At 35.7% G+C, this 22382-nt stretch carries 20 protein-coding genes, 1 pseudogene and 1 riboswitch; of the genes and pseudogenes, 8 read left to right on the forward strand and 13 right to left on the reverse strand.

Going from position 1 to position 22382, the window contains the following annotated elements; genetic code table 11:
• Positions 1–233 precede the first annotated feature (233 nt).
• Positions 234–1232, forward strand: coding sequence for a CAP domain-containing protein (locus F5ESL0225_RS08460; protein ID WP_233554107.1), 999 nt, complete (start codon positions 234–236; stop codon positions 1230–1232).
• A 51-nt stretch (positions 1233–1283) separates the two neighbouring features.
• Here F5ESL0225_RS08460 and F5ESL0225_RS07465 read toward each other — a convergent pair whose 3' ends face one another.
• Genes F5ESL0225_RS07465 through lysA form a run of 7 tightly spaced genes read right to left on the reverse strand, consistent with a single transcriptional unit; the run spans position 1284 to position 8421 of the window.
• Positions 1284–2348, reverse strand: coding sequence for an aspartate-semialdehyde dehydrogenase (locus F5ESL0225_RS07465; protein ID WP_122022319.1), 1065 nt, complete (start codon positions 2346–2348; stop codon positions 1284–1286).
• A gap of 1 nt (position 2349) precedes the next feature.
• A complete protein-coding gene (locus tag F5ESL0225_RS07470) occupies positions 2350–3531 on the reverse strand; it encodes an aminotransferase class I/II-fold pyridoxal phosphate-dependent enzyme (protein WP_122025019.1) in 1182 nt (393 codons plus the stop codon).
• A gap of 15 nt (positions 3532–3546) precedes the next feature.
• Positions 3547–4308 carry a 4-hydroxy-tetrahydrodipicolinate reductase gene (gene dapB, locus F5ESL0225_RS07475; protein WP_122048174.1) on the reverse strand — a complete coding sequence of 254 codons (762 nt, stop codon included), beginning with the start codon at positions 4306–4308 and terminating at the stop codon, positions 3547–3549.
• 10 nt (positions 4309–4318) lie between these two features.
• Positions 4319–5230 carry a 4-hydroxy-tetrahydrodipicolinate synthase gene (gene dapA / locus F5ESL0225_RS07480; protein ID WP_122048175.1) on the reverse strand — a complete coding sequence of 304 codons (912 nt, stop codon included), beginning with the start codon at positions 5228–5230 and terminating at the stop codon, positions 4319–4321.
• Positions 5231–5252: 22 nt separating this feature from the next.
• Entirely contained in the window at positions 5253–6392 is a 1140-nt protein-coding gene (locus F5ESL0225_RS07485; protein ID WP_122048176.1) for an N-acetyldiaminopimelate deacetylase, read from the reverse strand.
• 4 nt (positions 6393–6396) lie between these two features.
• Positions 6397–7107, reverse strand: coding sequence for a 2,3,4,5-tetrahydropyridine-2,6-dicarboxylate N-acetyltransferase (gene dapD / locus F5ESL0225_RS07490; RefSeq protein ID WP_122022324.1), 711 nt, complete (start codon positions 7105–7107; stop codon positions 6397–6399).
• Positions 7108–7125: 18 nt separating this feature from the next.
• On the reverse strand, positions 7126–8421 hold the full coding sequence (gene lysA / locus F5ESL0225_RS07495; protein ID WP_122022325.1) for a diaminopimelate decarboxylase: 1296 nt from the start codon (positions 8419–8421) through the stop codon (positions 7126–7128).
• Positions 8422–8510: 89 nt separating this feature from the next.
• A riboswitch (Lysine riboswitch) is annotated at positions 8511–8687 on the reverse strand.
• Positions 8688–8870: 183 nt separating this feature from the next.
• Between lysA and F5ESL0225_RS07500 the strand changes: the two genes are divergently transcribed.
• The 5 genes from F5ESL0225_RS07500 to F5ESL0225_RS07520 all read left to right on the forward strand — a co-directional run bounded on the left by F5ESL0225_RS07500 (position 8871) and on the right by F5ESL0225_RS07520 (position 14398).
• Entirely contained in the window at positions 8871–10223 is a 1353-nt protein-coding gene (locus tag F5ESL0225_RS07500; protein WP_122048177.1) for an aspartate kinase, read from the forward strand.
• 17 nt (positions 10224–10240) lie between these two features.
• Positions 10241–11221, forward strand: a complete 981-nt coding sequence (dapF, locus tag F5ESL0225_RS07505; RefSeq protein ID WP_122022327.1) for a diaminopimelate epimerase — start codon at positions 10241–10243, stop codon at positions 11219–11221.
• Positions 11222–11323: 102 nt separating this feature from the next.
• A complete protein-coding gene (locus F5ESL0225_RS07510; protein ID WP_122048178.1) occupies positions 11324–12220 on the forward strand; it encodes an alpha/beta hydrolase in 897 nt (298 codons plus the stop codon).
• Positions 12221–12295: 75 nt separating this feature from the next.
• A complete protein-coding gene (locus F5ESL0225_RS07515) occupies positions 12296–13165 on the forward strand; it encodes an AraC family transcriptional regulator (protein WP_122022329.1) in 870 nt (289 codons plus the stop codon).
• Positions 13166–13216: 51 nt separating this feature from the next.
• Positions 13217–14398 carry an MFS transporter gene (locus F5ESL0225_RS07520; RefSeq protein ID WP_122048179.1) on the forward strand — a complete coding sequence of 394 codons (1182 nt, stop codon included), beginning with the start codon at positions 13217–13219 and terminating at the stop codon, positions 14396–14398.
• Positions 14399–14558: 160 nt separating this feature from the next.
• Here the strand turns inward: F5ESL0225_RS07520 and F5ESL0225_RS07525 are convergent, their stop codons facing one another.
• From F5ESL0225_RS07525 to F5ESL0225_RS07550, 6 genes are all read right to left on the reverse strand, one after another.
• Complete coding sequence (locus tag F5ESL0225_RS07525; RefSeq protein WP_122022331.1) at positions 14559–15959, reverse strand: APC family permease; 1401 nt, start codon at positions 15957–15959, stop codon at positions 14559–14561.
• Between the two features lie 4 nt (positions 15960–15963).
• Complete coding sequence (locus F5ESL0225_RS07530; RefSeq protein WP_090092647.1) at positions 15964–16692, reverse strand: gamma-glutamyl-gamma-aminobutyrate hydrolase family protein; 729 nt, start codon at positions 16690–16692, stop codon at positions 15964–15966.
• Between the two features lie 107 nt (positions 16693–16799).
• A complete protein-coding gene (locus tag F5ESL0225_RS07535; RefSeq protein ID WP_122022332.1) occupies positions 16800–18350 on the reverse strand; it encodes an ATP-binding cassette domain-containing protein in 1551 nt (516 codons plus the stop codon).
• 280 nt (positions 18351–18630) lie between these two features.
• Positions 18631–19068, reverse strand: a complete 438-nt coding sequence (locus tag F5ESL0225_RS07540; protein ID WP_122048180.1) for an ASCH domain-containing protein — start codon at positions 19066–19068, stop codon at positions 18631–18633.
• A gap of 77 nt (positions 19069–19145) precedes the next feature.
• On the reverse strand, positions 19146–19460 hold the full coding sequence (locus tag F5ESL0225_RS07545; RefSeq protein WP_233554108.1) for a cytidine deaminase: 315 nt from the start codon (positions 19458–19460) through the stop codon (positions 19146–19148).
• Positions 19461–19737: 277 nt separating this feature from the next.
• Positions 19738–20628, reverse strand: coding sequence for an SDR family oxidoreductase (locus F5ESL0225_RS07550; protein ID WP_122048181.1), 891 nt, complete (start codon positions 20626–20628; stop codon positions 19738–19740).
• A gap of 170 nt (positions 20629–20798) precedes the next feature.
• Here F5ESL0225_RS07550 and F5ESL0225_RS08465 point away from each other — a divergent pair.
• Positions 20799–21392: pseudogene (locus F5ESL0225_RS08465) on the forward strand (alcohol dehydrogenase catalytic domain-containing protein); the annotation flags it as partial.
• A 416-nt stretch (positions 21393–21808) separates the two neighbouring features.
• Entirely contained in the window at positions 21809–22336 is a 528-nt protein-coding gene (locus tag F5ESL0225_RS07555; protein WP_122048182.1) for a hypothetical protein, read from the forward strand.
• Positions 22337–22382: the final 46 nt, after the last annotated feature.

Genomic DNA, 22382 nt, shown 5'->3' on the forward strand with positions numbered 1-22382 from the left:
CTTTTATTTTAATGTGGTAATATAAAAAAAATTCCGTTAAAATAATATTTATCTCAGTATTGTTAGGTAGTCAGTACTGAGATTTTTTTTGCAGTTTTTAATTAAAATCTATAAATAACAACGTAGCAATAAAACCACCCTGCCAAAATTATACTTATATATGTTATTGTTTTCATTAAATTCATTTGCTAAAATATACACAACAAGTTTAAGTATAGAAAGATTTGACAGATATGAAAACTACAAAAAAAGCTTTAGAATTTTTAGCTGTTAATTTTATTTTTTTATTAACAATTGGATTAGTTGGCTTTACCCCGAAAGTAACTGCAGCTACCAAAAGTGACGTCAAGGCAAATGTAGCCAAAAAAGAAAATAAATATATAACTGATGAGCAAATTAAGAAGATATTTGATATATTAAAACCTTCATATGGTAAATATTTTGACGATTCAAAAACTAATAAGCAATCGAATAAAACTACCCCTTCTAAGTCAAAGAAAAATAAAACACCTAATAAAAAGCCAAAGCAAAATAACAATGCTGCTACCTTTATGGACTTTCTTTCTACTAATAATTCACTGACTGCCGCCCAAAAAGCAGCTGCTAAAACAGCTGCTACTCTGCTCAGAACTGGTAAATTAGGTAATAAATCAGCTCCTGTTTGGTTTAAAGCTTACGTTGACTTGAATAGCGCAAAAGATGCTACCAGCATTAGTAACATTCAGGCTACCCTTAAAAATTTGAGCAATGTTAATAAAGTACGCGCTCAGCTTAAAGAAAAACAATTAAGAATTTCGCCCATTTTAACCGCACTTTCAATGATTGATGCAGATTATCAAAAGCGTGGCACCTTAACTGAACCACAATATTATGAATATACGAATAATTTAGAAAACTTAGCTAGTGGAACTGATCCCGTCAAAAAATGGCTAAGTGAACAAGCTAATTGGAAAGCAAATGTCACTAAAACACCAAGCTTAGCACCTTACGAATTTTCTCCTAACTGGAAGAACAATAAATATGGATATGCCGTTTATGGCGCTAATGGTTATAAAGAGTCAGGGCATTATTTAAACTTAGTGAACAAGAATCATTGTATCATGGGCATGGCGCATATGATTCCAAACGGTAAGGGATATGTCGATGTTTTTAATGCTGCAGATACCGGAACCGCAAGTTCTTTAAAAGTTAGTGAGTATAAAAAATTAATCACTGAATGGCTACATAAGTAATTAAAAAAGCATTCATTTTAAAAATGAACGCTTTTTTAATACCATTTTTAGCTATATATTAGGGACTCTTACTAAATTTTTACGTACTAAACATTCCGCGATTTCAACTGTATTAGTCGCAGCTCCTCTTAATAAATTGTCGGCTACGACCCACATATGAAAAGCACCCAAGTTTTCCTGATCTGCTCGAATCCGACCAACGAAGGTCTCCCTCTTACCTGCAATCTGCAATGGTTGCGGATAAAGTTGTTTTTTAAAATCATCCTGTAAAATTAGCCCAGCTGTTTTTTGAATTTCAGCTTGGATTTCCTTAACCGTCACCTGTTTATCTTGCAGTATAAAATAAACCGCCTCGCCATGACCAATTTCTACTGGAACTCGAACACAAGTAGCCGTTACTTTAATTTGATTCGAATCTTGGTCATTAAACAAAATTTTTTTAGTTTCATGAATCATTTTCCATTCTTCATGAGTATAGCCATCAGCTTCAAAAATATCGATTTGGGGCAAAAGATTAAAAGCTAACGGATAGTGCTTCTTAGCTGCTGGAGTAGGTAAAATAGCCGCTGCCACCTGCTGATTGTCTAGCCTAGCTTGGGCCTGCCCCAGCATTTCATCCCAAGCTTTTTTACCTGCTCCTGATACTGCTTGATAGGTTGAAACTACAATCTGCTTGATACCCCAACATCTATGAAGCGGATATAATGCAGCAACCATTTGAATAGTAGAGCAGTTAGGATTGGCAACAATTCCTTGATGCTGGGCTAATTGCTGGTCATTGACACCTGGAATTACTAACGGGACGTTTTCTGCCATCCGAAAAGCACTAGTATTATCTACACAAACTGCTCCCCGTTTGACTGCTTCGGGTAATAATTTTTTCGAAATTGCTCCACCAGCAGATGATAAAACTATGTCAACGCCAGTAAAAGAATCTGGTTGCGCCTGCTCCACTACTATTTCTTGGTTCTTAAATTTTAGCCTTTTACCAACCGACTTTTTCGAAGCAAGTAACTTAACTTGTTTAATTGGGATATTTGCTTGAGCTAATTCTTTGATCAAGCGTTGGCCAACGGCACCAGTAGCCCCCAGAATTGCCACTACATACTCTTTCATTCTAATTCTCCTTAACTAAAAAATTTTGGATACGTAACATCGCAAGTTGTAACTCAGTCTCACTAGCTGCATAAGAAAAGCGAATGTACCCTTGACCTCCAACGCCAAAAGCACTACCAGGAGTACCACCAACTTTAGCTTGATCAGCTAAGTCCAAGGCAAATCTTAAATCATCTTTGCCGTACCGCTCAGGAATTTTCACAAAAACATAAAACGTACCTTCATTAGCTATTGTTTTTAAGCCCATTTTATTAAGACTTGATCGCACGTAGTCACGCCTGTGGCGATAAATTTCTCTTGCTATTACCGGATCCTGATCGCCATGTTCTAAGGCTTCAGTTGCTGCTGCTTGGGCTGGATTAGACGGTGCAGTTACCATAAAGGCATGCATTTTAGCAACTAAATTAATTATTTTTTTAGGCCCTGCTAGATAGCCAATCCGATAGCCAGTCATTGCATGTGATTTAGACAGACCATTAATTATTAAAGTACGTTCAGGCAAATAGCGAGCAATAGAAACATGTTGAAAATCATAAGTCAGTTCACTATAAATTTCATCAGCAATCACATAAAGATGGTAACGGGCAATGATTTTTGCTAAGCCTTTTAATTGTTCCTTTGAATATGTCCTTCCAGTTGGATTAGTTGGGTAATTCAATAAAATCGCTTTAGCCTGTGGATATTGTTGTAAAGTCTGTTCTAAAAGACTAGGAGTTAAAACAAAATCACTAGTCGCTGTATTAATCGGTATTAAATGAGCCTTAGTATATTTAATTAAGGGAAAATATAGTGCATATGATGGCGTAGGAACAATAATTTCATCTCCTGGTTGAAATAAAGATAGCATACTAGCTGCTATTGCTTCGGTAGCACCAACAGTGACAATAATTTCACTATTACAATCATAAATTAAGTTCTGTTTGCGCTTTAGGTAATTACTAATCGCTTGCCGCAACTCTAATGTACCTTTTTGCGCTGAATAATGGGAATCGTTAGTAATAATACTTTTAATTGCCGCTTGTTTAACATGTTCAGGTGTATCTAAATCTGGTTCACCTAAAGTTAACTTAATTAAATCAGGAATATCATTAATCTTTTGGGCAAATGCGCGAATACCCGACGGGGGAATTTTTTCAAGTGGCGTATTAATAATTTCAGCTAAATCAGCAGCTAATTGAGGCATTTTTTCTCCTTCTATTTATAATATTTTTTCTAAACCAACCACTAATTCTGGTAATTCCATAATATGTTCCAAAGCTAGCTTCACCCCTGACATAAAAGAAGACCGGTCAAAAGAATCTTGTCTAAGCGTAAGGGCTTCGCCTAATCCACCAAATAATACTTGTTCATGCGCAACATAGCCTGGCAGGCGAACTGAATGTATCGGAATCCCAGCATAATTTTCCCCTCTTGCCCTTGACTCATTGCTGCTATTTTGGTCAATTGCTTGCTCTTGGTTAGCAGCAATCAAACGCGCTGTAGCAATTGCCGTTGCCGAGGGTGCGTCTAATTTATCAGCATGATGCATTTCTATCACTTCTGCATCGGGAAAATAACGAGCAGCTTCTTGGGCAAATTTCATTAACAATACAGCAGATAAGCCAAAGTTAGGCGCAATCAGACCACCAATTTTTTGTTCCTGCGCCCTTTTTCGCAATTGCGTAATCTGCTCTGTCGTCAAGCCACTAGTACCAATCAGTGGACGTATCTGATGCTCAATCGCAAATTTAGTATTTTCAAAGACCGCCACTGGGGTCGTAAAGTCTATCCAAATATCAGCTATCAGGTTATTAATATCACTTAAACTTTTATAACATTTAACTGACTGCTTAAAATTTGAGTTACTCGCCATGCTTGGCGCTAAAACAGCTACCAATTCACAGTCAGACTGATTTTCAATCAATTTCACTACTTGCTGCCCCATTGATCCGGTAGCACCAGCTACTATAATTTTCTTCATTAATCTTCTCCTAAATACTTGCCAGTGGATGTAACAAAGCAGTTTTATTCAAGCCCAAGCCTAAGGCTAGTTGCTGCTTTTCTTCATTATTTAATTCAACTATTGGTAGCCGACACCCACCGGCTGCTAGTCCTTGCGCAGTTAAAACTGCTTTAACTGGGGCTGGCGAAGGATACATAAATAAGGCTTGCATTTTAGGCATTAACTGTCGTTGTAATTTACCCGCTTCTGCTAAATTACCTTGCGCTAAATTGTCATACATTTGACGCATCGCTTTACCATAAATATGCGAAGCTACTGAAATCACACCTTGTGCACCCAAAGCTTTAGCCGCTAAAGCCTGTAAGTCTTCCCCTGTATAAACTAAAAAGTCATCATCAGTATGCTCAACTATGTATTCTAAGTCTTCTAAATTAGTGCATTGTTTAACGCCAATAATTTGTGAATTACGCGCTAAATCTACCAAAGTTTCTTTAGCAATCTTTATTCCCGTTCGACTCGGAATGTTATAAATTAATACTGGCAACTTAACGTGACTTGTAATAGCTTCAAAATGAGCTTTAATTCCCCGCTGATTAGGCTTGTTATAATAAGGAGCAACTACTAGGGCAGCATCAATTCCAGGTATCTGCGCCACCTCTTGCGTAAATTGGATTGTTTGAGCGGTATCATTACTGCCAGTGCCTGCAATCAATGGTACCCGCTTATTAATTATCTGGGCAAAACGAGTATACAGTTCAATTTTTTCATCATGTGTCATTGTTGCTGCTTCGCCAGTTGTGCCTCCAATTACAAAACCTTTAGTACCCGTTTCAATTAAATGCTCCGCCAGCTCTTCTAAGCCAGGATAATCAATCTTTCCCTGCCGATCAAACGGCGTAATTAGTGCTGTTAAAATGTCTGCGTGTGTCAAATCTATCATTGCAAGTGCTCCTTTTAATTACTTACATATGTTCCTGTAAAAAACCTATCATTGTTTTAACTCCAGTCATAATTGCTTTTTCTTGGGGGGAAAATGTTGCTGAATGCAGCTGTGAGGTATCTCCTACTCCCAACCAAAACATAGTTCCGGGAATTTTGGCTAATAAATAGCCAAAATCTTCTCCCGTCATTGCTGGTGGAGTTGCTTGATAGTTCGCTTCGGGGTTTTTTTTCAGATAATCAATAAATTCAGTCGTAATTTCTGAATTATTTTCTACCGGCCAATAACCACCTTGATTAAATTCAATTTCTACTTTTGCCCCAAAGCTTTGCGCAATTCCTTGTGTAACATCTTGTAATCGTTGTTCAATTTGCTCAATCATTGTTTGAGTTAAACCGCGAATAGTTCCTTCTAATCTAGCATGACCAGCGATTGCATTCCTAATTTTCCCCGCTCGTAGCTTGCCAATAGTAATTACGCCACCTTCAATTGGGTCAATGCTACGTGAAACAATCGTCTGAATTTGCCCAATCATAGCAGCTGCTGCAACAACCATATCATTACCCCTTTGGGGATAGGCCGCATGCCCATCTTGACCATAAAGATCAATATTTACTTCAGCTGCCCCAGCAAATAAAGTTCCTAAACAACAGCCAATTGTGCCCACCGGTAAATCCGGAGTAACATGCAAGGCAAAAAATTCATCTGGGCGCCATTGACCGGTAAAAATTCCTTGTTCATAAGCAAGTTTACCGCCATTTTTACTCTCTTCTGCTGGTTGAAAAAAAAATAATAAATTATCTTGAGGTTGATGCTCGCTATAATAACTTAAAATTCCTAAAGCTACCGTCATATGTATGTCATGGCCACATGCATGCATCTGACCCGGATTTTGTGAAGAAAAGGACAGGGCTGTTTTTTCTTGAATCGGTAAAGCATCAATATCGGCCCGATAACCAATTGTTTTTTTAGGATTGCTGCCTTGAACATGGACTAATAATGCTGTGGGCATTGCTGGACAAGTTTTAATTTGTAAATATTGCTGGTTAAAGCGGCTGATTATCTTAGCTAAATATGCTTGCGTTTTAAATTCCTGTAGAGCCACTTCAGGAATTTGATGTAAGTTACGTCTTATCTCATTTAGTTCATTTACTGATAGCATAAAATCACAACCTTCTTAAATCTGCTTCAATCTTTGTTTTAGCAGTAGTTTTTTGTGTTTTTTGTTTAATGATTTTTGCAGGAACGCCCGCAACGACTGCATTTTCTGGTACGTCCTTAGTTACCACAGCTCCGGCTGCAATTACTGCATTATCGCCAATTTTAACCCCCTCTAAAACAACCGCATTAGCTCCAACTAACACGCCATTTCCCACTCTAACTGGTTGGGCAGATGCTGGTTCTATAACACCAGCTAGGACTGCTCCAGCCCCAATGTGACTATTTGCTCCCACAATTGCGCGGCCACCTAAAACAGCATTCATATCAATCATGGTTCCAGAACCCACTTGCGCTCCAATATTAATTACCGCGCCCATCATAATCACTGCATTATCACCAATACTTACTTGCTCTCTTATTAAAGCTCCAGGCTCAATTCGAGCAGAGATATTTTTTAAATCTAATAGTGGAATAGCGGAATTACGACTGGCATTTTCTACTTGATAATCAGTAATCAAATCAGCATTATCTCTTAAAAAAGGAGCAATTTCTTGCCAATCGCCAAAAACAACTCCCATATGACCTTCAATAAAAGTTTTTACTTTATCAGGCCAGGTCAATTTATCTAGTTCACCTTTAAGATAAATTTTAACTGCAGTTTGCTTAGGTGCTTGAGCAATAAAATCAATTATTTCGCTTGCTGACATATTCTCCATACTAAAATCTCCTTTTACCTAATAAAAACAATCATGACTAACTAAATCAGCATAAGTCTCCCGCCTAATTACTTCTTGAGCATGTCCAGCTTCTGCAAAAATCACTGCTGGACGCGGTACACGATTATAATTAGATGCCATACTATAGCCATAAGCACCAGTAGCTAAGACTGCCACTACATCACCTGCTTCAACTTGTGGCAAGGAAGCTTGCTTAATCAAAATATCACCAGATTCACAATAGCGACCAGCTAGGTGCACTACCTGCTTGGGTTCAGCTTGTGGACAGCGCGCTAGTACTGTCTCATACTCAGCTTGATAAAGCGCCGGTCTGATATTATCACCCATACCACCATCTACCGTTATATACGGCATAAGGCCGGGAACTGTTTTACTTGAGCCAATCGTATATAAGCTATAGCCTGCTTGGCCTACAATTGAGCGCCCCGGTTCAATCCAAATTTCAGGCAGTTCCAAGTGATATTTTTGCGCATAAGCACGCATTGTCTGGACAATTTCTTTAATAAAGATGTCCGGTGCTAAAACTTGATCTTGCGCAGTGTAACGGATACCAAAGCCGCCACCTAAATTTAAAATTTGTGGTTGATAAGCATATTTTTGGGCCCACTCATGTATTAAATGCATGAGCTTTTTTACTTCTAATTTAAAACCGCCTACCGCTAAAATTTGTGAACCAATGTGGGCATGAATACCAATTAATTTCAATTGTTTATTAGCTTGTACTTTAAGCAATGCTTGTTCAGCTTGACCCGAAGAAATATCAAACCCAAATTTGCTATCTTCTTGACCTGTCTGTACATATTGATGAGTATGAGCTGTAATACCGGGCGTTACCCTAAGCATAACTGACACACGCTTAGACGTATTATTCAGAATCTGCTCAAGTAGTTCAATTTCATGAAAATTATCAAGAATAATTACACCAACTTGATTTTCAACAGCCAATGCTAATTCTTCTTTAGTTTTATTATTGCCATGAAAGCTGATTCTATCTGTCGGAAAATTTGCTTTAAGCGCGGTATACAATTCCCCCCCAGAAACCACATCAATATGTCCTTTTAACTGATTAATCAGTTGATACATAGCGATGGCAGAGAAAGCTTTACTAGCATAACTTATTACGGAATTTACTTTTAGGTTGGTAAAAGCTTGCTGAAATGCTTGAAATTGTTGCCTAATTTGGGCAACATCATAGACTACTAATGGCGTACCATAATTTTTAGCTAGCTCTAAAGCATCAACCCCACCAATTATTAAATGTCCTTGGTTATTGGTTTGGTAATAATTATTCATGCGTAAAATCCTCTCTATGTAAAAAGGACTCTTTTGTGCGCACAGTACACAAAAGAGTCCTCAGATTGAAATTATAATTGGATTCAATTTTGGCCGATAGCGCTCCGCAAACTTACATTTGCGACAGTCCGTAATCTATTAAATTACGTCCCAGCTAATTAATCACTGCAATAATTAATGCTTCGGCAACTTCCCCTTTTACTAGTTTCATTGTTTATGCAGAAACTCGGCTAGCTACTCATGTTAGTTGCAACCTCTTCGATTCAACCTCTTCGATTTATTAAGAATATTATTATTAATTAATATTAATGTCAATACATTTCAGCAAGATTTAATATTTAAAAATATAATTAGCAATTAACTAAGTCATTGTTGCATATTTAAATTAGAATGTTAAAATGCAAAACTAATAAAACTAAAATTAATTTAATTTAAGAAAGGGATTAGGAATGAAAGTCGTTAAATTTGGTGGTAGTTCGCTAGCTAATGGAACACAATTTCAAAAAGTTATTAATATTATCAAGGCCGATCCTGCACGTAAAATTATTATTACCTCTGCTCCTGGTAAAAGATTTGCTGATGATTTTAAAGTAACAGATTTATTAATAAAATATGCTAAACAATATTTAACCCAAAAAAATTATCAGCCTGTAATTAAAGAAATTTGGGCAAGATACCAAGAAATAGCAGCTTATTTTAAAATAACACCTGCCTTACTACAACCGCTAAAACAGCAACTATTTGATTTACCAAAAAATAATTATCGTAATTCTGATTTTCTAATTGCTGCTTTTAAAGCTCAAGGAGAAAAATTAAGTGCTGAGTTATTAGCCTTAATTTTGCAACAAGAAAAGCTACCAGCCTGCTTTTTAGATCCTCAAAATATTAAATTCATGGTCACTGATAGTGCCAATGATGCTCAAATCTTACCTCAGACCTATCACAATTTATATGAATGGCATCACACTAATCAATTATTAATTTTTCCAGGCTTTTATGGTATTACAAAAAAAGGGGATATTGCCACTTTTTCTCGTGGTGGTTCAGACATTACTGGAGCAATTTGGGCGCGTGGAGTACAAGCCGATTTATACGAGAATTTTACTGATGTTAATGCAATCTATGCAGCCGACCCCCATATTGTTAATAATCCTTGCGCTATTAAAGTTATGACTTATCGCGAATTAAGAGAATTATCCTATGCTGGATTTTCTGTCTTTCATGATGAAGCTCTTATACCAGCCATTCAAGGTCAAATACCAATTAATGTTAAAAATACTAATTATCCTGAATTACCTGGGACTAAAATTGTACCCGCAAAAAATTTCCTAGCACAAAATATAGTTACAGGCGTAGCTAGTTCTAATCATTTTGCCGCTTTATACTTACATAAATATTTATTGAATAAAGAATTGGGTTTTACGCTTAAATTACTCCAAATATTTTACAAGTTTAAAATTTCATACGAGCATATGCCTTCTGGAATTGATGATTTAACGGTTATTTTTGATAAACGGCAATTTACAGCAGCAATTCAGCAAAATATGTGTGATGAAATCCAAAAAGTTCTAAAACCTGACTATCTTGAATGGATTGATGATTATGCCATCATTATGGTAGTGGGAGAAGGAATGAGAAATAAAATTGGCGCCATGAGAAGCATTACTGCACCATTAGCCAAAAAGAAGGTTGCAATCCATATGATTAATCAAGGTGCTTCGCGTATATCAATCATGTTAGGCACTAAAAAAGCTGATGCCCCGATAGCCGTTAAACAAATTTATCAACAATTTTTCAATTAATTTCCGGAGGAGTAAAAATGGTACAACTATTAAAGGTTCATGGTTCACAAAATAGCTTTTTTTTACTTGATCAAACACAACTTAATCAAGCATTTACCCAACTGGAACTAGTCAATTTAACAAAGCAATTAACTAATTCGCACAATCTTTTAAATGGGGCTGATGGTCTTTTAGTCGTGAGCCCATCTTCTCAACCTAGTGCTTGTGGCAAAATGCAGGTAATTAACGCTGACGGTTCTATTGCCTCAATGTGTGGCAATGGATTACGAACAGTCGGGCGCTATTTAGCAGAAAAATATCAGCAGCAAAATTTAATCGTCGAAACTGCCCAAGCTAATTTAAGAGTTAGTTGTCAGCCAGATTGGGCACCACACGTCAAAGCAGTTAGTGTGGAAATTAGCCCGGTTAGTTTTCAGCAGCAAGACTTACCCTTCAGCAATTTAGGCAAAAAAGAGCTAATTAATCAACCCGTTCCCGAATTTGCTGCTAACTTGAAATTTACGGCAGTTGCTGTTCCTAATCCTCATCTGATTAGCATAGTATCAGCCGATCTGATGCAAACAGATTTATTAAAACAATTGGGAACCCAGCTTAATCGATCTAATCCTTATTTCCCTGATGGCGTTAATGTTAGTTTTGCCCAAATTATTAATCCTCAACGCCTTTTTGTCCGCACCTTTGAACGTGGCGTTGGTTTTACCAATGCCTGCGGAACTGGCATGTCGGCAGCTAGTCTAATTCATGCCCTAACTTATCCCCAAAACTGCCTATTTAATAACCTAATTACTGTCACTAATCCAGGAGGCTTTGTACAAACTATTGTTCATCAGGATAATAATCATTATTGGATTGAACTAATTGGTAATGCCACTTTTACTCACTACATCGAAGTTGCTGAAAATGAGCTGCATCAAAATGTAATTGATTTTACTAAATTTAAAGTTAAATCGACAGTTGAAAATCAGGCGTATCAAGAATTTATTACTAAACATTCTTGATTAAATTTATTACTATTTGCCATTTTAAAGTGCCTTTATGCACTTTTTTTTTGCTTGCAATGGATTAAAATTAAATAAAGCGATTTCATAAAGGAGTAAAAAATGACTGAACCAGACTATCAAAAATTAGTTAATAAAATGCGTACTGAATTTAAACAAGGAGATGATAAACGCGATGCAGGATTACCAACACAAATTCCTGAAGTTGAGCGCTTTGACAATCTATCCTACGGGGTCGTACCGCAATTTCAGTCGCTTGATGTTTATCTACCCAAAAAAAGAACCGACCAAAAATTGCCTGTAATTGTTAATATCCATGGTGGCGGTTGGGTTTATGGTACAAAAGAAACATATCAATTCTACTGTCTTGCTTTAGCTAAAGCGGGCTTTGCCGTAGTCAACGCCAATTATCGTTTAGCGCCCGATGTAGTCTATCCTGATGAACTTGATGATCTAAATTTAGTTTTTCATTGGATAGCAGACAGTACAAATGCCAACAACTACCAGTTTGATCTTAATAATGTCTTCATTGTCGGCGACAGTGCTGGCGGACAGATGGCAGAACAGATTTTAGCAATTTATACTAATAATGAGTATCGTAAATATTTTGGCTATGCTTTACCCAATCTAACCATTAAAGCAGCCGCACTAAATTGTGGTCTGTACTTTTTAACAGAAACTAACTTAATAGTTGGTGCCCCAGAAGCTTACTTTCGTCCAGAAATTCGTTTAACTAAGCATGATCAATTGAACGTAGAACGCTACTTAACTCAAGCGTTACCACCAATTTTTTTAATGACTAGTAATGGTGATTTTTTACGAAACAGTGCCTTTACACTTTCTGGGTATCTATCTGCTAAAAATATTTTTCATGAAATGCATTTCTATGGTGATACTGACCATCTGCGTGGACATGTATTTCACATTAATCAAAAAGATGATTTAGCCAGACAATGCAATTTAGACGAATTAAACTTTTTCCGAAAATACATAAATTAATGCATGAGCAAGCTAACGAAATAATGGTTGACATAGGAGCTAAGTGTTTAATCATTTTTTATAAAGGTAGAAAATATGAACACTGATATACACGAATTAGTCCAACTAGATAAATTACCAATTTATATTAAAGTGCATCAAAAGCCAGGAAAAACTGAAGTTCCACCTCATTGGCATCAAAGCATTGAATTAAGCTTTACCATGAGAGGTAAAATTGATCATTTTATAATTGAAGGTCTAGATTACCAAACACACCCAGGTGAAATTCTAGTTATTAATACACAAATCGTTCACAGTATACAAAACATTAACAATAAACAAACAGATTTGATGTTAACGATACTTTTCCCTTATTCACTAGTTTTGAGTATGTTTCCCGAAATAAATCATTATCTGATTGTTTTAAAAAATGTATCAGAGTTAGCATTTAATCAGCTAAGCCAGTATTACCGCCTACAAACTCTGCTTAGTCAAATGATAACCATCAGTTTAAATAATAGTGACACATTTAAAAATTTAGAACTAACTATCCTGAGCTACCAAGTTCTCGAAATTTTACTCAAATATTTCCTAGAGCCGCGAGATAATAACAGTCGCCTATCTGATAACTTAATTATTACTGGTCATTTACGTAATGCATTAGATTTTATTCAAACTCATTATCAAGAACAAATTTCACTACAAGACATTGCAGATAATTGCCATTTAGCACGCCAATATCTACAAAAAATTTTTAGGCAAAATATGGGGATTACTTTAGGAAAATATCTTAAAAAATATCGAGCACAAAAAGCTTATCATGAACTTTGTAATACCTCCCATACATTAACTACTATTGCAAGCAATACTGGTTTTAGCGGCGTCCGCTCAATGAATCGAGCACTAGTTGCTAATTATGGAAAAACAAGTATGCAAATAAAAAGAGTTACTCAACGCCATATCTAAGTTACTAAAAATCAAAATAACAGTGTATCTATTTTAGAAAAGAGGAATTATATGAAAAAAGCAAATCCCCAATCTGGATTATTCAAGATTGCCCTATTATCAATTTCACTATTATTAATGATTGCTCCCCAAATTTCACCAGTATTGCCTTTAATGTATTCGTCCTTTCCTACTATTTCTAGAGCCGGCGTCGAAACCTTAAGTACTATTCCTAATATTGGAATTGTTATCGGCTTAATGCTAAGCCCATTTTTAATAAGACTAGTTGGCAGTAAACCGACAATTATATCTGGATTATTAATTATTTTATTAGCAGGTACTTATCCTATATACTCTACAAATTATTACATGATTCTAATTTCCCGTTTCTTATTAGGTTTAGGCATTGGTTTATTTAATTCATTAGCGGTTAGCCTATTAGCAAAATTTTATCAGGGTAATGAATTATCAACCATGCTAGGATTTCAAAATTCAATGGGAAGCATTGGTGCGGCACTTTTTTCATTCTGTGTAGGATGTTTAGCTGGACAGGGTTGGCACACTACATTTTTAATTTATTTAGCTGCATTACCAATTTTAGTTTTATTCAGTTGGTTAGTGCCACTGCCTCGTGAGCAAAATCAAATAGCTGCATCACAAAATCAGATGACTAAAAATGATAATAGATTAAATATTCAGGTAATAAAAATTGCTTTACTAATGTTTTTTATGTACATCTTCTTCATGCCAATGACTTTTAAATTACCACAATTAGCAATTAGTCAAAAAATAGCTGATGTTAGTCAAGTTGCTTTTGTTTCTTCAATGATAACTCTTATCGGCATTCCGGTCGGGTTAGCTTATGGCTATTTAAAAAAGAAATTGCAAGATTTGATTTTACCAATTGGTTTATTTTTACAAGTTGTTGGCTTATTAGCAATTGCTGTTTCAGCAAATCTTCTAATGTTAATATTTGCTGCTATTGTCTTAGGTACCGGATTTGGTCTATCGGTTCCCTATATCTTCAACTGGCTAGGTAATGTTGCCCCCAAAAACTCAATTAATTTTGCAACAACGATTACTTTAATTTTAGTTAATATAGGTTGTGCTGTTTCACCAACAATTATTAATTGGCTAGGTAATACTCTAGGTAATGGATCCGCACGTACCGATATAATAATTGCTAGTTTAGGTATGACAATCTTATTTTGTTATAGTGGCGTTCATTATCTACAAACTAAAAATAAGCATTAGTTATTAGGTACTAACGGTTTAACTAATAACAACAGTTAATTACTTTCTAAAATATATTTTATGAGTCCACAATAAATACCCCCTTTGAGCTACTACTCTCAAAGGGGGTATATTGTAATTAAAGATAAGATTATTTAATTACATAATATTTATCTATAAATTACTGTTGCCGCCGTTCTTTTCTGGAAAACCAGAACATAAATAATGGTAAAATAACAAAACCAAAAATCATCATCAAGATTGCGTACCAATTAATCCCGATAACTTTTCCATTTGCAATAATACCAAACTGTGCTTGCCAATTATAATTAATCAATAAGAAGATAACTAAGATAATTGATAAAACAGGCACAATAATGTCGGTTAAAAGATTTTTAGCAGCAGGTAAAATTGCCTCTTTATTTTTACCATAATAAAAACAAATAACGGCCAATGGAACAATGATAAAACCCAGAAAACGTACCATGGCGCTCAAGGTAATTAAGTTGCCCATATTATATTGAAAAGCCAACGGTACTAAAAGAGCTAAAGCTGCGGAAATGAAAAATGTTCTAATTGGAAAATTATTTTGCGTTCTTTTAGTCAACGAGATTGGTAATTGATGTTCACGGGCCATGGCCTCTAAAATGCGGGGCGCATTGAAACTAGAAGCAACATTAATACCCAACATTGAAATTAAGGCACCTACTAAAATTACATCTCGTAAAATTTCATTATTAAAGATTGCACTAATTGCGACTACCTGATTAGTCGTCATCAGTGCTCGCGGATTCAGTACCATCGCTACCGCTACAACGCCAATGTAAATTGCTGCAATCACAAAAATTGCCAAGGGAATCGCCCGCGGTAGATTTTTTTCGGGTGCTTGCATATCGTCTGAACCTGAAGCAACTGATTCAAACCCGGTAAAAGCATAAAAAGCAGATACAATTGCCATTACAAAACTAGTGGTTGTTAATGTTGGGACAATTTTTTGACCATTTTGTGTAATTTGATCAACTTCTGCTAAATTATGGGATGCACCACTTGTGATCAAGAGTGTCACACCTGCAACGATAATCAAAACTAAAGCAGCTAACTTTCCAGCTGTAGCAAGATTCATTACAAATTTAACAAATTTTTGCCCGAATATATTAATGACCGTAATTGCTACCATCAAAATTACAAAGCCAAGGGTCACTGCACTAATATTATCTGGATTGCCACCAAAAATAGAAATAGCTGATTTAATTACCCCTACTGCCATTACGCCCCAAGCAACACTAGCCGAAAAATAACGTAAAATACCAACATAAAAGCCAATGTTATCCCCAAATGCTGCTTTAGCATAGGCATATGATGCCCCTGATTTGGTCACATACTTAGCCGCTGCCGAAAATGAAATAGCTAAAATGGCCGCAAAAGTTGCCGCAATCAAATAAATAAGTAATGCCTTACTACCTGCTTGTTTAACCACACTGCCTGGCGTTAAAAAGATACCTGAACCAATAATTGAATTAATTGCTAAAAAAACAATTGACCAAAAGCCTAATTTATCATTTACAGTTTTATTTCCTTGCATCCAATCACCTAGCCTTCTCAATCACAAATTTAAATAAATTATTCATAAACTTAACATGTTGATTGCGATGTAACATTTCTGGATGCCACTGCACTGCTAAAAGATTACCAGTTTGATTTTCTAATCCTTCAACTACACCATCGTCCGTTTTTGCAACTGCTTTTAAATCAGGAGCAACTGTTTTAATTAATTGATGGTGAAAAGAATTAGTTAAAAAGTCTGTCTCACCTAAAGTCTGTGCCAATAAACTAGCTGCTTCAACTTTTACCCGATGCGTTGGTAAATCTGGCGTATGCCCTTGTTCATGCTTAAAAGTTTTTTCTGACCGATATGTAATATCCTGATAAAGACTACCACCGTGGGCAACATTAATAATTTGTGCCCCACGACAAATGCCAAGAATTGGTTTACCCATTTTTTCTGCTATTTTCAATAATAACATGTCAAAATGATCACGCATTGGCCAAATTTCGCCAATTTGTGGCAATAACTCTTCACCGTATAAATGCGGATCAACATCGTGCCCACCAGACAAGATTAAACCTTGAACATGTTCCATTTGTGCTTTAATTACTTCCTCATCAGCTGAATATGGAATAATAAAAGGCACACCACCATTTTGCACTACTGAATCAATATAATCATCATTAACATAACTGCGCCGATAGCCAGGAAACATTCCACCAGAATCAATTATGATTGAACCGGAAATTCCTATAATTGGTTTTTTCATTTTTTATCTCACTTCTTTTGCTACACAATTCATTTTCTTACTAATAACATTATAATAGTAATCCGTTTATTTAGGGGGTTATTTGCCTTCTTCCTTATCTCTTTTAACTATTTTGTCCGCGTTAAGTCAGTTATTTTTTGCTTTAGTTGCTGGACTTTAGCGATTGCCACATTAGGGTCGGAAATAGCTTTAGCTAACTTAAACTTTAATAATTCTAATTCATTATTTTGTATACTTTTTTGGCTAAAATCGCTTTCTGGTAGAAGCAATTGCTGCTTTTTGATTTTCCAAGTTGGAAAATTCAAATTAGTTAAAAATTGTTGATCATGTGAAACCAAGATTACTGCAAAAGGATAGTTATTCAAAAAATTCTCTACCGCTTTAATTGCAGCAAGATCTAAGAAATTATTCGGTTCATCCAGAATTAATAAATCATGTTGCCCCAATAACACCCGTGCCAATTTATAACAAACTAATTGTCCCCCACTCAGAGAACATATTGTTGTTTTTAAAAAGGGTTGTAAATGTAAATCACCTAAAAATTGAAGCGTTGCTGTTTTATCAAATAAACTAAGTTGCATTATTTCACTTAGAACAGTCTTCTTATTTTTAGTTTCTTGCCGAAAATCTTGCCGAAAAAAGCCAATTTTAGCTTGAGGATTAAGCCATTCAACCAAAGTTTTCGCAACTAACTGACTTAAAAAAACAGACTTGCCGCAACCATTAGGACCCGTTAAAGCAACTTTTTGGCCAGTTTTAAGCTTTAGTTGCGTTGCGATTGTAAATAATTCACGCTGGGCAATAGTTATTTTTTGTGGCTCAATGCGGAGTAAGTTATCTTTTATAGAAATAGCTGAAGATTGCCACTTCAAATTATTTAATGTCATTGGTTTATGAATATATGGTCTTGCTATGTTTGTAGTTTCTTCTTTAATCCGTTGCTTAATTATCTTTTGTGTATGCGCCAAATGTTTTTCTTTACCACCATAATCTCGATTTTTCCATTCTGACCAAGATAAAGGTTTTTTCTTACGATTGGCACGATTGACTTGTTGTTGCTTTCGTTGCTGCGCCTTTTTTAATTTTTGAATTTGCTTTATTTGATTATGATACTGTATTTTCTCATTTTCTCTTCTTTTTTTGAGATCTTGTTCAAAATTTAAAAATGATTCTTTGTACGCAATAACTTTTTTATCATTCAAATACCAAATTGTATTGACAGTTTGTGTTAAAAAATGGCGATCATGACTAATTACAATATATGGGGTTTCGAGGTGATTTAAAATTTCAATGAGCCATTGCTGTTGACCAATATCTAAATTCGATGTAGGTTCATCCAATAATAGTAAAGTATTCTTACTATGGCGCATTTGCGCAATTGCCGTCATAATTTCCTGTCGCTCCCTTTCACCACCACTTTGTTTACCGTAACTTATAATCTGTGCTACCGTTGCCAATTGACAATTACGTTGAATTTGTCCCGTAACGCTAAATATCACCGGCTTTTGGCTGATTACATTAAACAAAGTCGTTTTACCCGTACCGTTTTTACCAATCAGGCCAATCCTCTGCCCATCTTGTACATTTAGTTTGTCAACGTATAATAGTTTTTCTCCTTGGTATTCAAGTTGCAATTGATTAATTTTGAGATATTCCATACCTAATAACTCGCTTTCTCGGGTAAAGAAAAAGCACTGATAACAGTTGCTTCCAACCTAAATTAGCAGTGCACAAAAAAGCCAGTGTCAAATACGACTACCTAAGCTAAATTCAATACTAATTTCTGATTATCAGCAAAGAAACACACACCGAAATGTATGGGTTATCAATCTTTTTCGCATAATAATATTTCAGAAATTAATTTTTCATTTTAGTAGTAGTCTCTCTTTCTTCATCTTTTAATTATTATATCATATTTGTTAAAAGATTAAATAAAAACTAATCAATCTTTTCAAAAACCTCACAAACCATTGGTGCTTGCGGATAAAATTCCTTATTTCCTTCTTCTTGATATTCTTTAGTAAAATACTCATCATGAATTCGGCGCCAATTTTGATAACTACCATCACCTTCATGATAGGCATGCTCAGCTGAAATTTGCTCATAGGGAATTATTTCAACTACTTTATCTTGAACTACACAAACTGGCCTAGCATCCTGATCAAGGATGATATTCCAATCCCCAACTTGTGGCAATGGCTCATCTTTTGTGTAAAGTTCATATGCAGAAGTCGTCGCCGTTTTAAGCCCTTGCTTTACTAAATTAGCTAATTTATCACTAGTAGTGCCAAACGACCAGGCCGTAACTGGCGTATTTTGAGGTAATTGATGTTTTTGACAAAAGTCTTGCCAATATTTAATTGTTTCTTCATTCATTAGAGCCTCCAGTGTGGTGTTAATTCACCCATTGTCATTACATTTGCTTGCTTATAATCTAGCATTACTTCAACTTTTTAATAATCTTTTTCCATTAATTGAACAATAAATTCACGGCAAGCGCCACAGGGGGCGCCATTTTGCCCATTTGACATAATCGCTAACACTCTAGTAATTCTTGTTTCGCCTTGAGTAAGCATACTCATTAAGGCGTTTCTTTCCGCACATAAACCCAACCAACAGGCAGTATCAACGCAAACACCAGTATAAATTTTACCGGACTCCGCTAAAACAGTGGCTGCTACACCGCCAACTTCCATGTGATTACCAATTAAGCGCAAGCCTTGGACTTTCTTTGCTGCCGCAAACATTTCTTGCCATTGCTGGTCCATTTTTTGCTCCTTCCAGCTTCTTTGCTAAATAATAGAGCTATTTGTGGACTTTTTCTAAGTCAATCGCTCTGACCCTTTTAATATACTTGCAATGCAAGTTTGTTAAATTTGCCGCCAAAATGCTGGCAAAACAAAATGAAAGTTTTTATTAAAATCGTCTTGTCTTATTTTTGCTATTTTATTAAATATAATTTATCAAAAAATTAAATAAAAATAAAGCCCCAAATGTTACTTGATAGATTTCAAATAGCATTGGAGCTTCAAGATAACTTTTAAGCTAATTAATTGATTGACCACCAGTCACACCATAAACTTGTCCCGTGATATAACTAGCCATATTAGAAGCTAAGAAAATATAGACTGGGGCTAATTCATCGGGCTGACCCGCCCGATTCAATGGTTCTTCTTGACCAAATTTCTCTAAAGCGTCGGTCGGCTGTCCCCCGGCCACTTGAAGTGGTGTCCAAACGGGACCGGGTGAAACACTATTGACCCTGATCCCCTTAGGTGCCAATTCCTGCGCCAAGTTGATTGAAAAGTTAGCAATAGCTGCTTTAGTTGCAGCATAATCAAGTAAAATTGGTGTTGGACTAAATGCCTGCAGTGAAGTCGTCGTCAAGATCACACTACCTGGTTTCATCTTTGGTACCACGGTTTTAACCATTTCATACATTGAAATAATGTTAACTTCAAACGTATCGTGAACTTGGTCCATTGATAAATCTGCCAAGCTAGCAGAGTTTTGCTGGATTGCTGAATTCATTACCAATAATTCTATACTGCCAAACTCTTTAATTGCCTGTTCACTCACCCGAGACGCTTCACCACGCTTGCGAAAATCGGCCGGTATCAGCACTGCCTTTTGTCCTTCTTGTTCAATTAGCTTTGCAACTTCTTTGGCATCATCAGCTTCTTCTGGCAGATACTGAATAGCAACATCGGCACCTTCTTTGGCAAATCCAATCGCTACTGCTCGGCCAATACCTGAATCACCTCCAGTAATTAAGGCATGTCGCCCAGTAAGTAAATTATGCCCCTCATAGTCGCGCATATCACCATTAGGTAACGGATCCATCTTACTTTGAATTCCCGGATATTTTTGTGACTGTTTGGAAAAATCATCAGCATGATAACGAGTTAACGGATTTATTAAGTTGTTGTCCATCATTATAATCTCCTTTCACTAACCTATCTTTAATTTATAGCGCTTACAATAATAAAGCAATATATATGCCTATACCTAAAATTCCAACTAACAATTTATTTGCCTTGACAAATATTTGACTTAGAGTAGCTTTAGGGGAATATACTTTTAATTAAGTTATAAATTAACAGGAGATGGAAGTAGGAACATTTATTAAACCCGGACTGATAGTTGCAAAAGATTATCCGAAGCTCAAATCACCAGCTGATGCTCTTTTAAAAATAGTTCGTACCTCAGTCTGTGGATCAGATTTATGGTAGTTCAGAGGACGCGCACAGCGTGAACCTAATACCACAACTGACCATGAAGCAATTGCAGTCGTTGAACAAGTCGAAGAAACCGGCACTGAACTAAAGCCTGGAGACTTTGTAATTGCGCCATTTACTCATTGCTGCTTGTTTAGCTGGATTTGACGGCGATTGTCTTAATAAAGGAAATTAGCCAAATGGTGGTTAGCAGGGGGAACAGTTAGCGTTTCATAACGCTAACTGGGTATTAGTTAAAATTCCTGGAAAACCACAAGACTATACAGATGATCAATTAAATGATTTATTAACTTTATCTGATGTTATGGTCACCGGTTACCATGCTGCCAAATTACTAGGAGCTAAAAAAATTATTGCTATGGCCGGCATGAAGAACGGCAAAGATTGGCGCTAGAATTTGGTGCAACCGATATCGTATCAGAAAGAGGAAAACAAGCAATCGAGCACGTACTGGAATTAACCAAGCAGGAAATACTAGTCGAATGGGCGCAGCTTAGCTCCAAGGGAAAAAATTTGACCAAATCAATTTAGTTGATTATAAAATCTATCAGATTAACCTGAACTTGACAGCTTAACAGGGAAAAAACTTTCAGTCTTCATACAAGGTAGCGACACAATTACGCCTGTAACAAAAATTGTGCAAAGATTTGCCCAAGTGGTACATATGAATTATATCGGTATTTCAAACTTTAATTAATGGCTCAAAATTAATAAAAAATGGCTTTGATCTAAAGTAATACGTGCAACTAACTTAACCATGGCCAAACTAAGTTTAATACTAAGGCTATTTTACATTAACTATTATAATATATACTAAGTATATTTAATTCATTTAACTAATATCCCTGTTATAATGTGCCCATCTAGGAGGTAGAGTTATGGACATCAAAAAATATTTTGTTGATTTTCCTTTAGAACTACTTGATCAAGTAAAAAAAACATCTAACCATTTTCCTAAAATTTGGCAAAAATTACTCAATCGTAATTACGCTTGGACTCAATCAGGCTTAGAACAAGTGGAAAAATTACTACTTAATTTTGCTAAAAGCCACAAACATGTACAACAGCAATTAACTCAATTGTCACATAAAGCAAATGCTGAATTAGTACCTATTTTTAAAAATCAAACTTTTTTAAGATTACTAGCTGACAAAATGAAACTTTCACCCAAAACAATTAACATAATTAAAAACTTATTAAATCGTTTTGATCAAAAAAGCGGTCCATTTTCAGCAACTAATTTATTAATTATTGTCCTTTTTATTGCACTTAGTACGCAAGCACCATTGATTTTCAAAGGCACTTTTAGCACTAAAAAGGCAGTTGTCTCAGTTGTTTCTGGTTTGGATTATGTATTAACCGCTATTGATTTAGCTAAAAAATTTCAAAATAGCCAACACAAATAATACTTCTACTTAATAAAAAAGCCTTGTTCTTAAAAGAACAAGGCTT

This window comes from Lactobacillus sp. ESL0225 (assembly GCF_003692905.1).
In the GTDB taxonomy this organism is placed as follows: Bacteria; Bacillota; Bacilli; order Lactobacillales; family Lactobacillaceae; genus Lactobacillus; species Lactobacillus bombicola.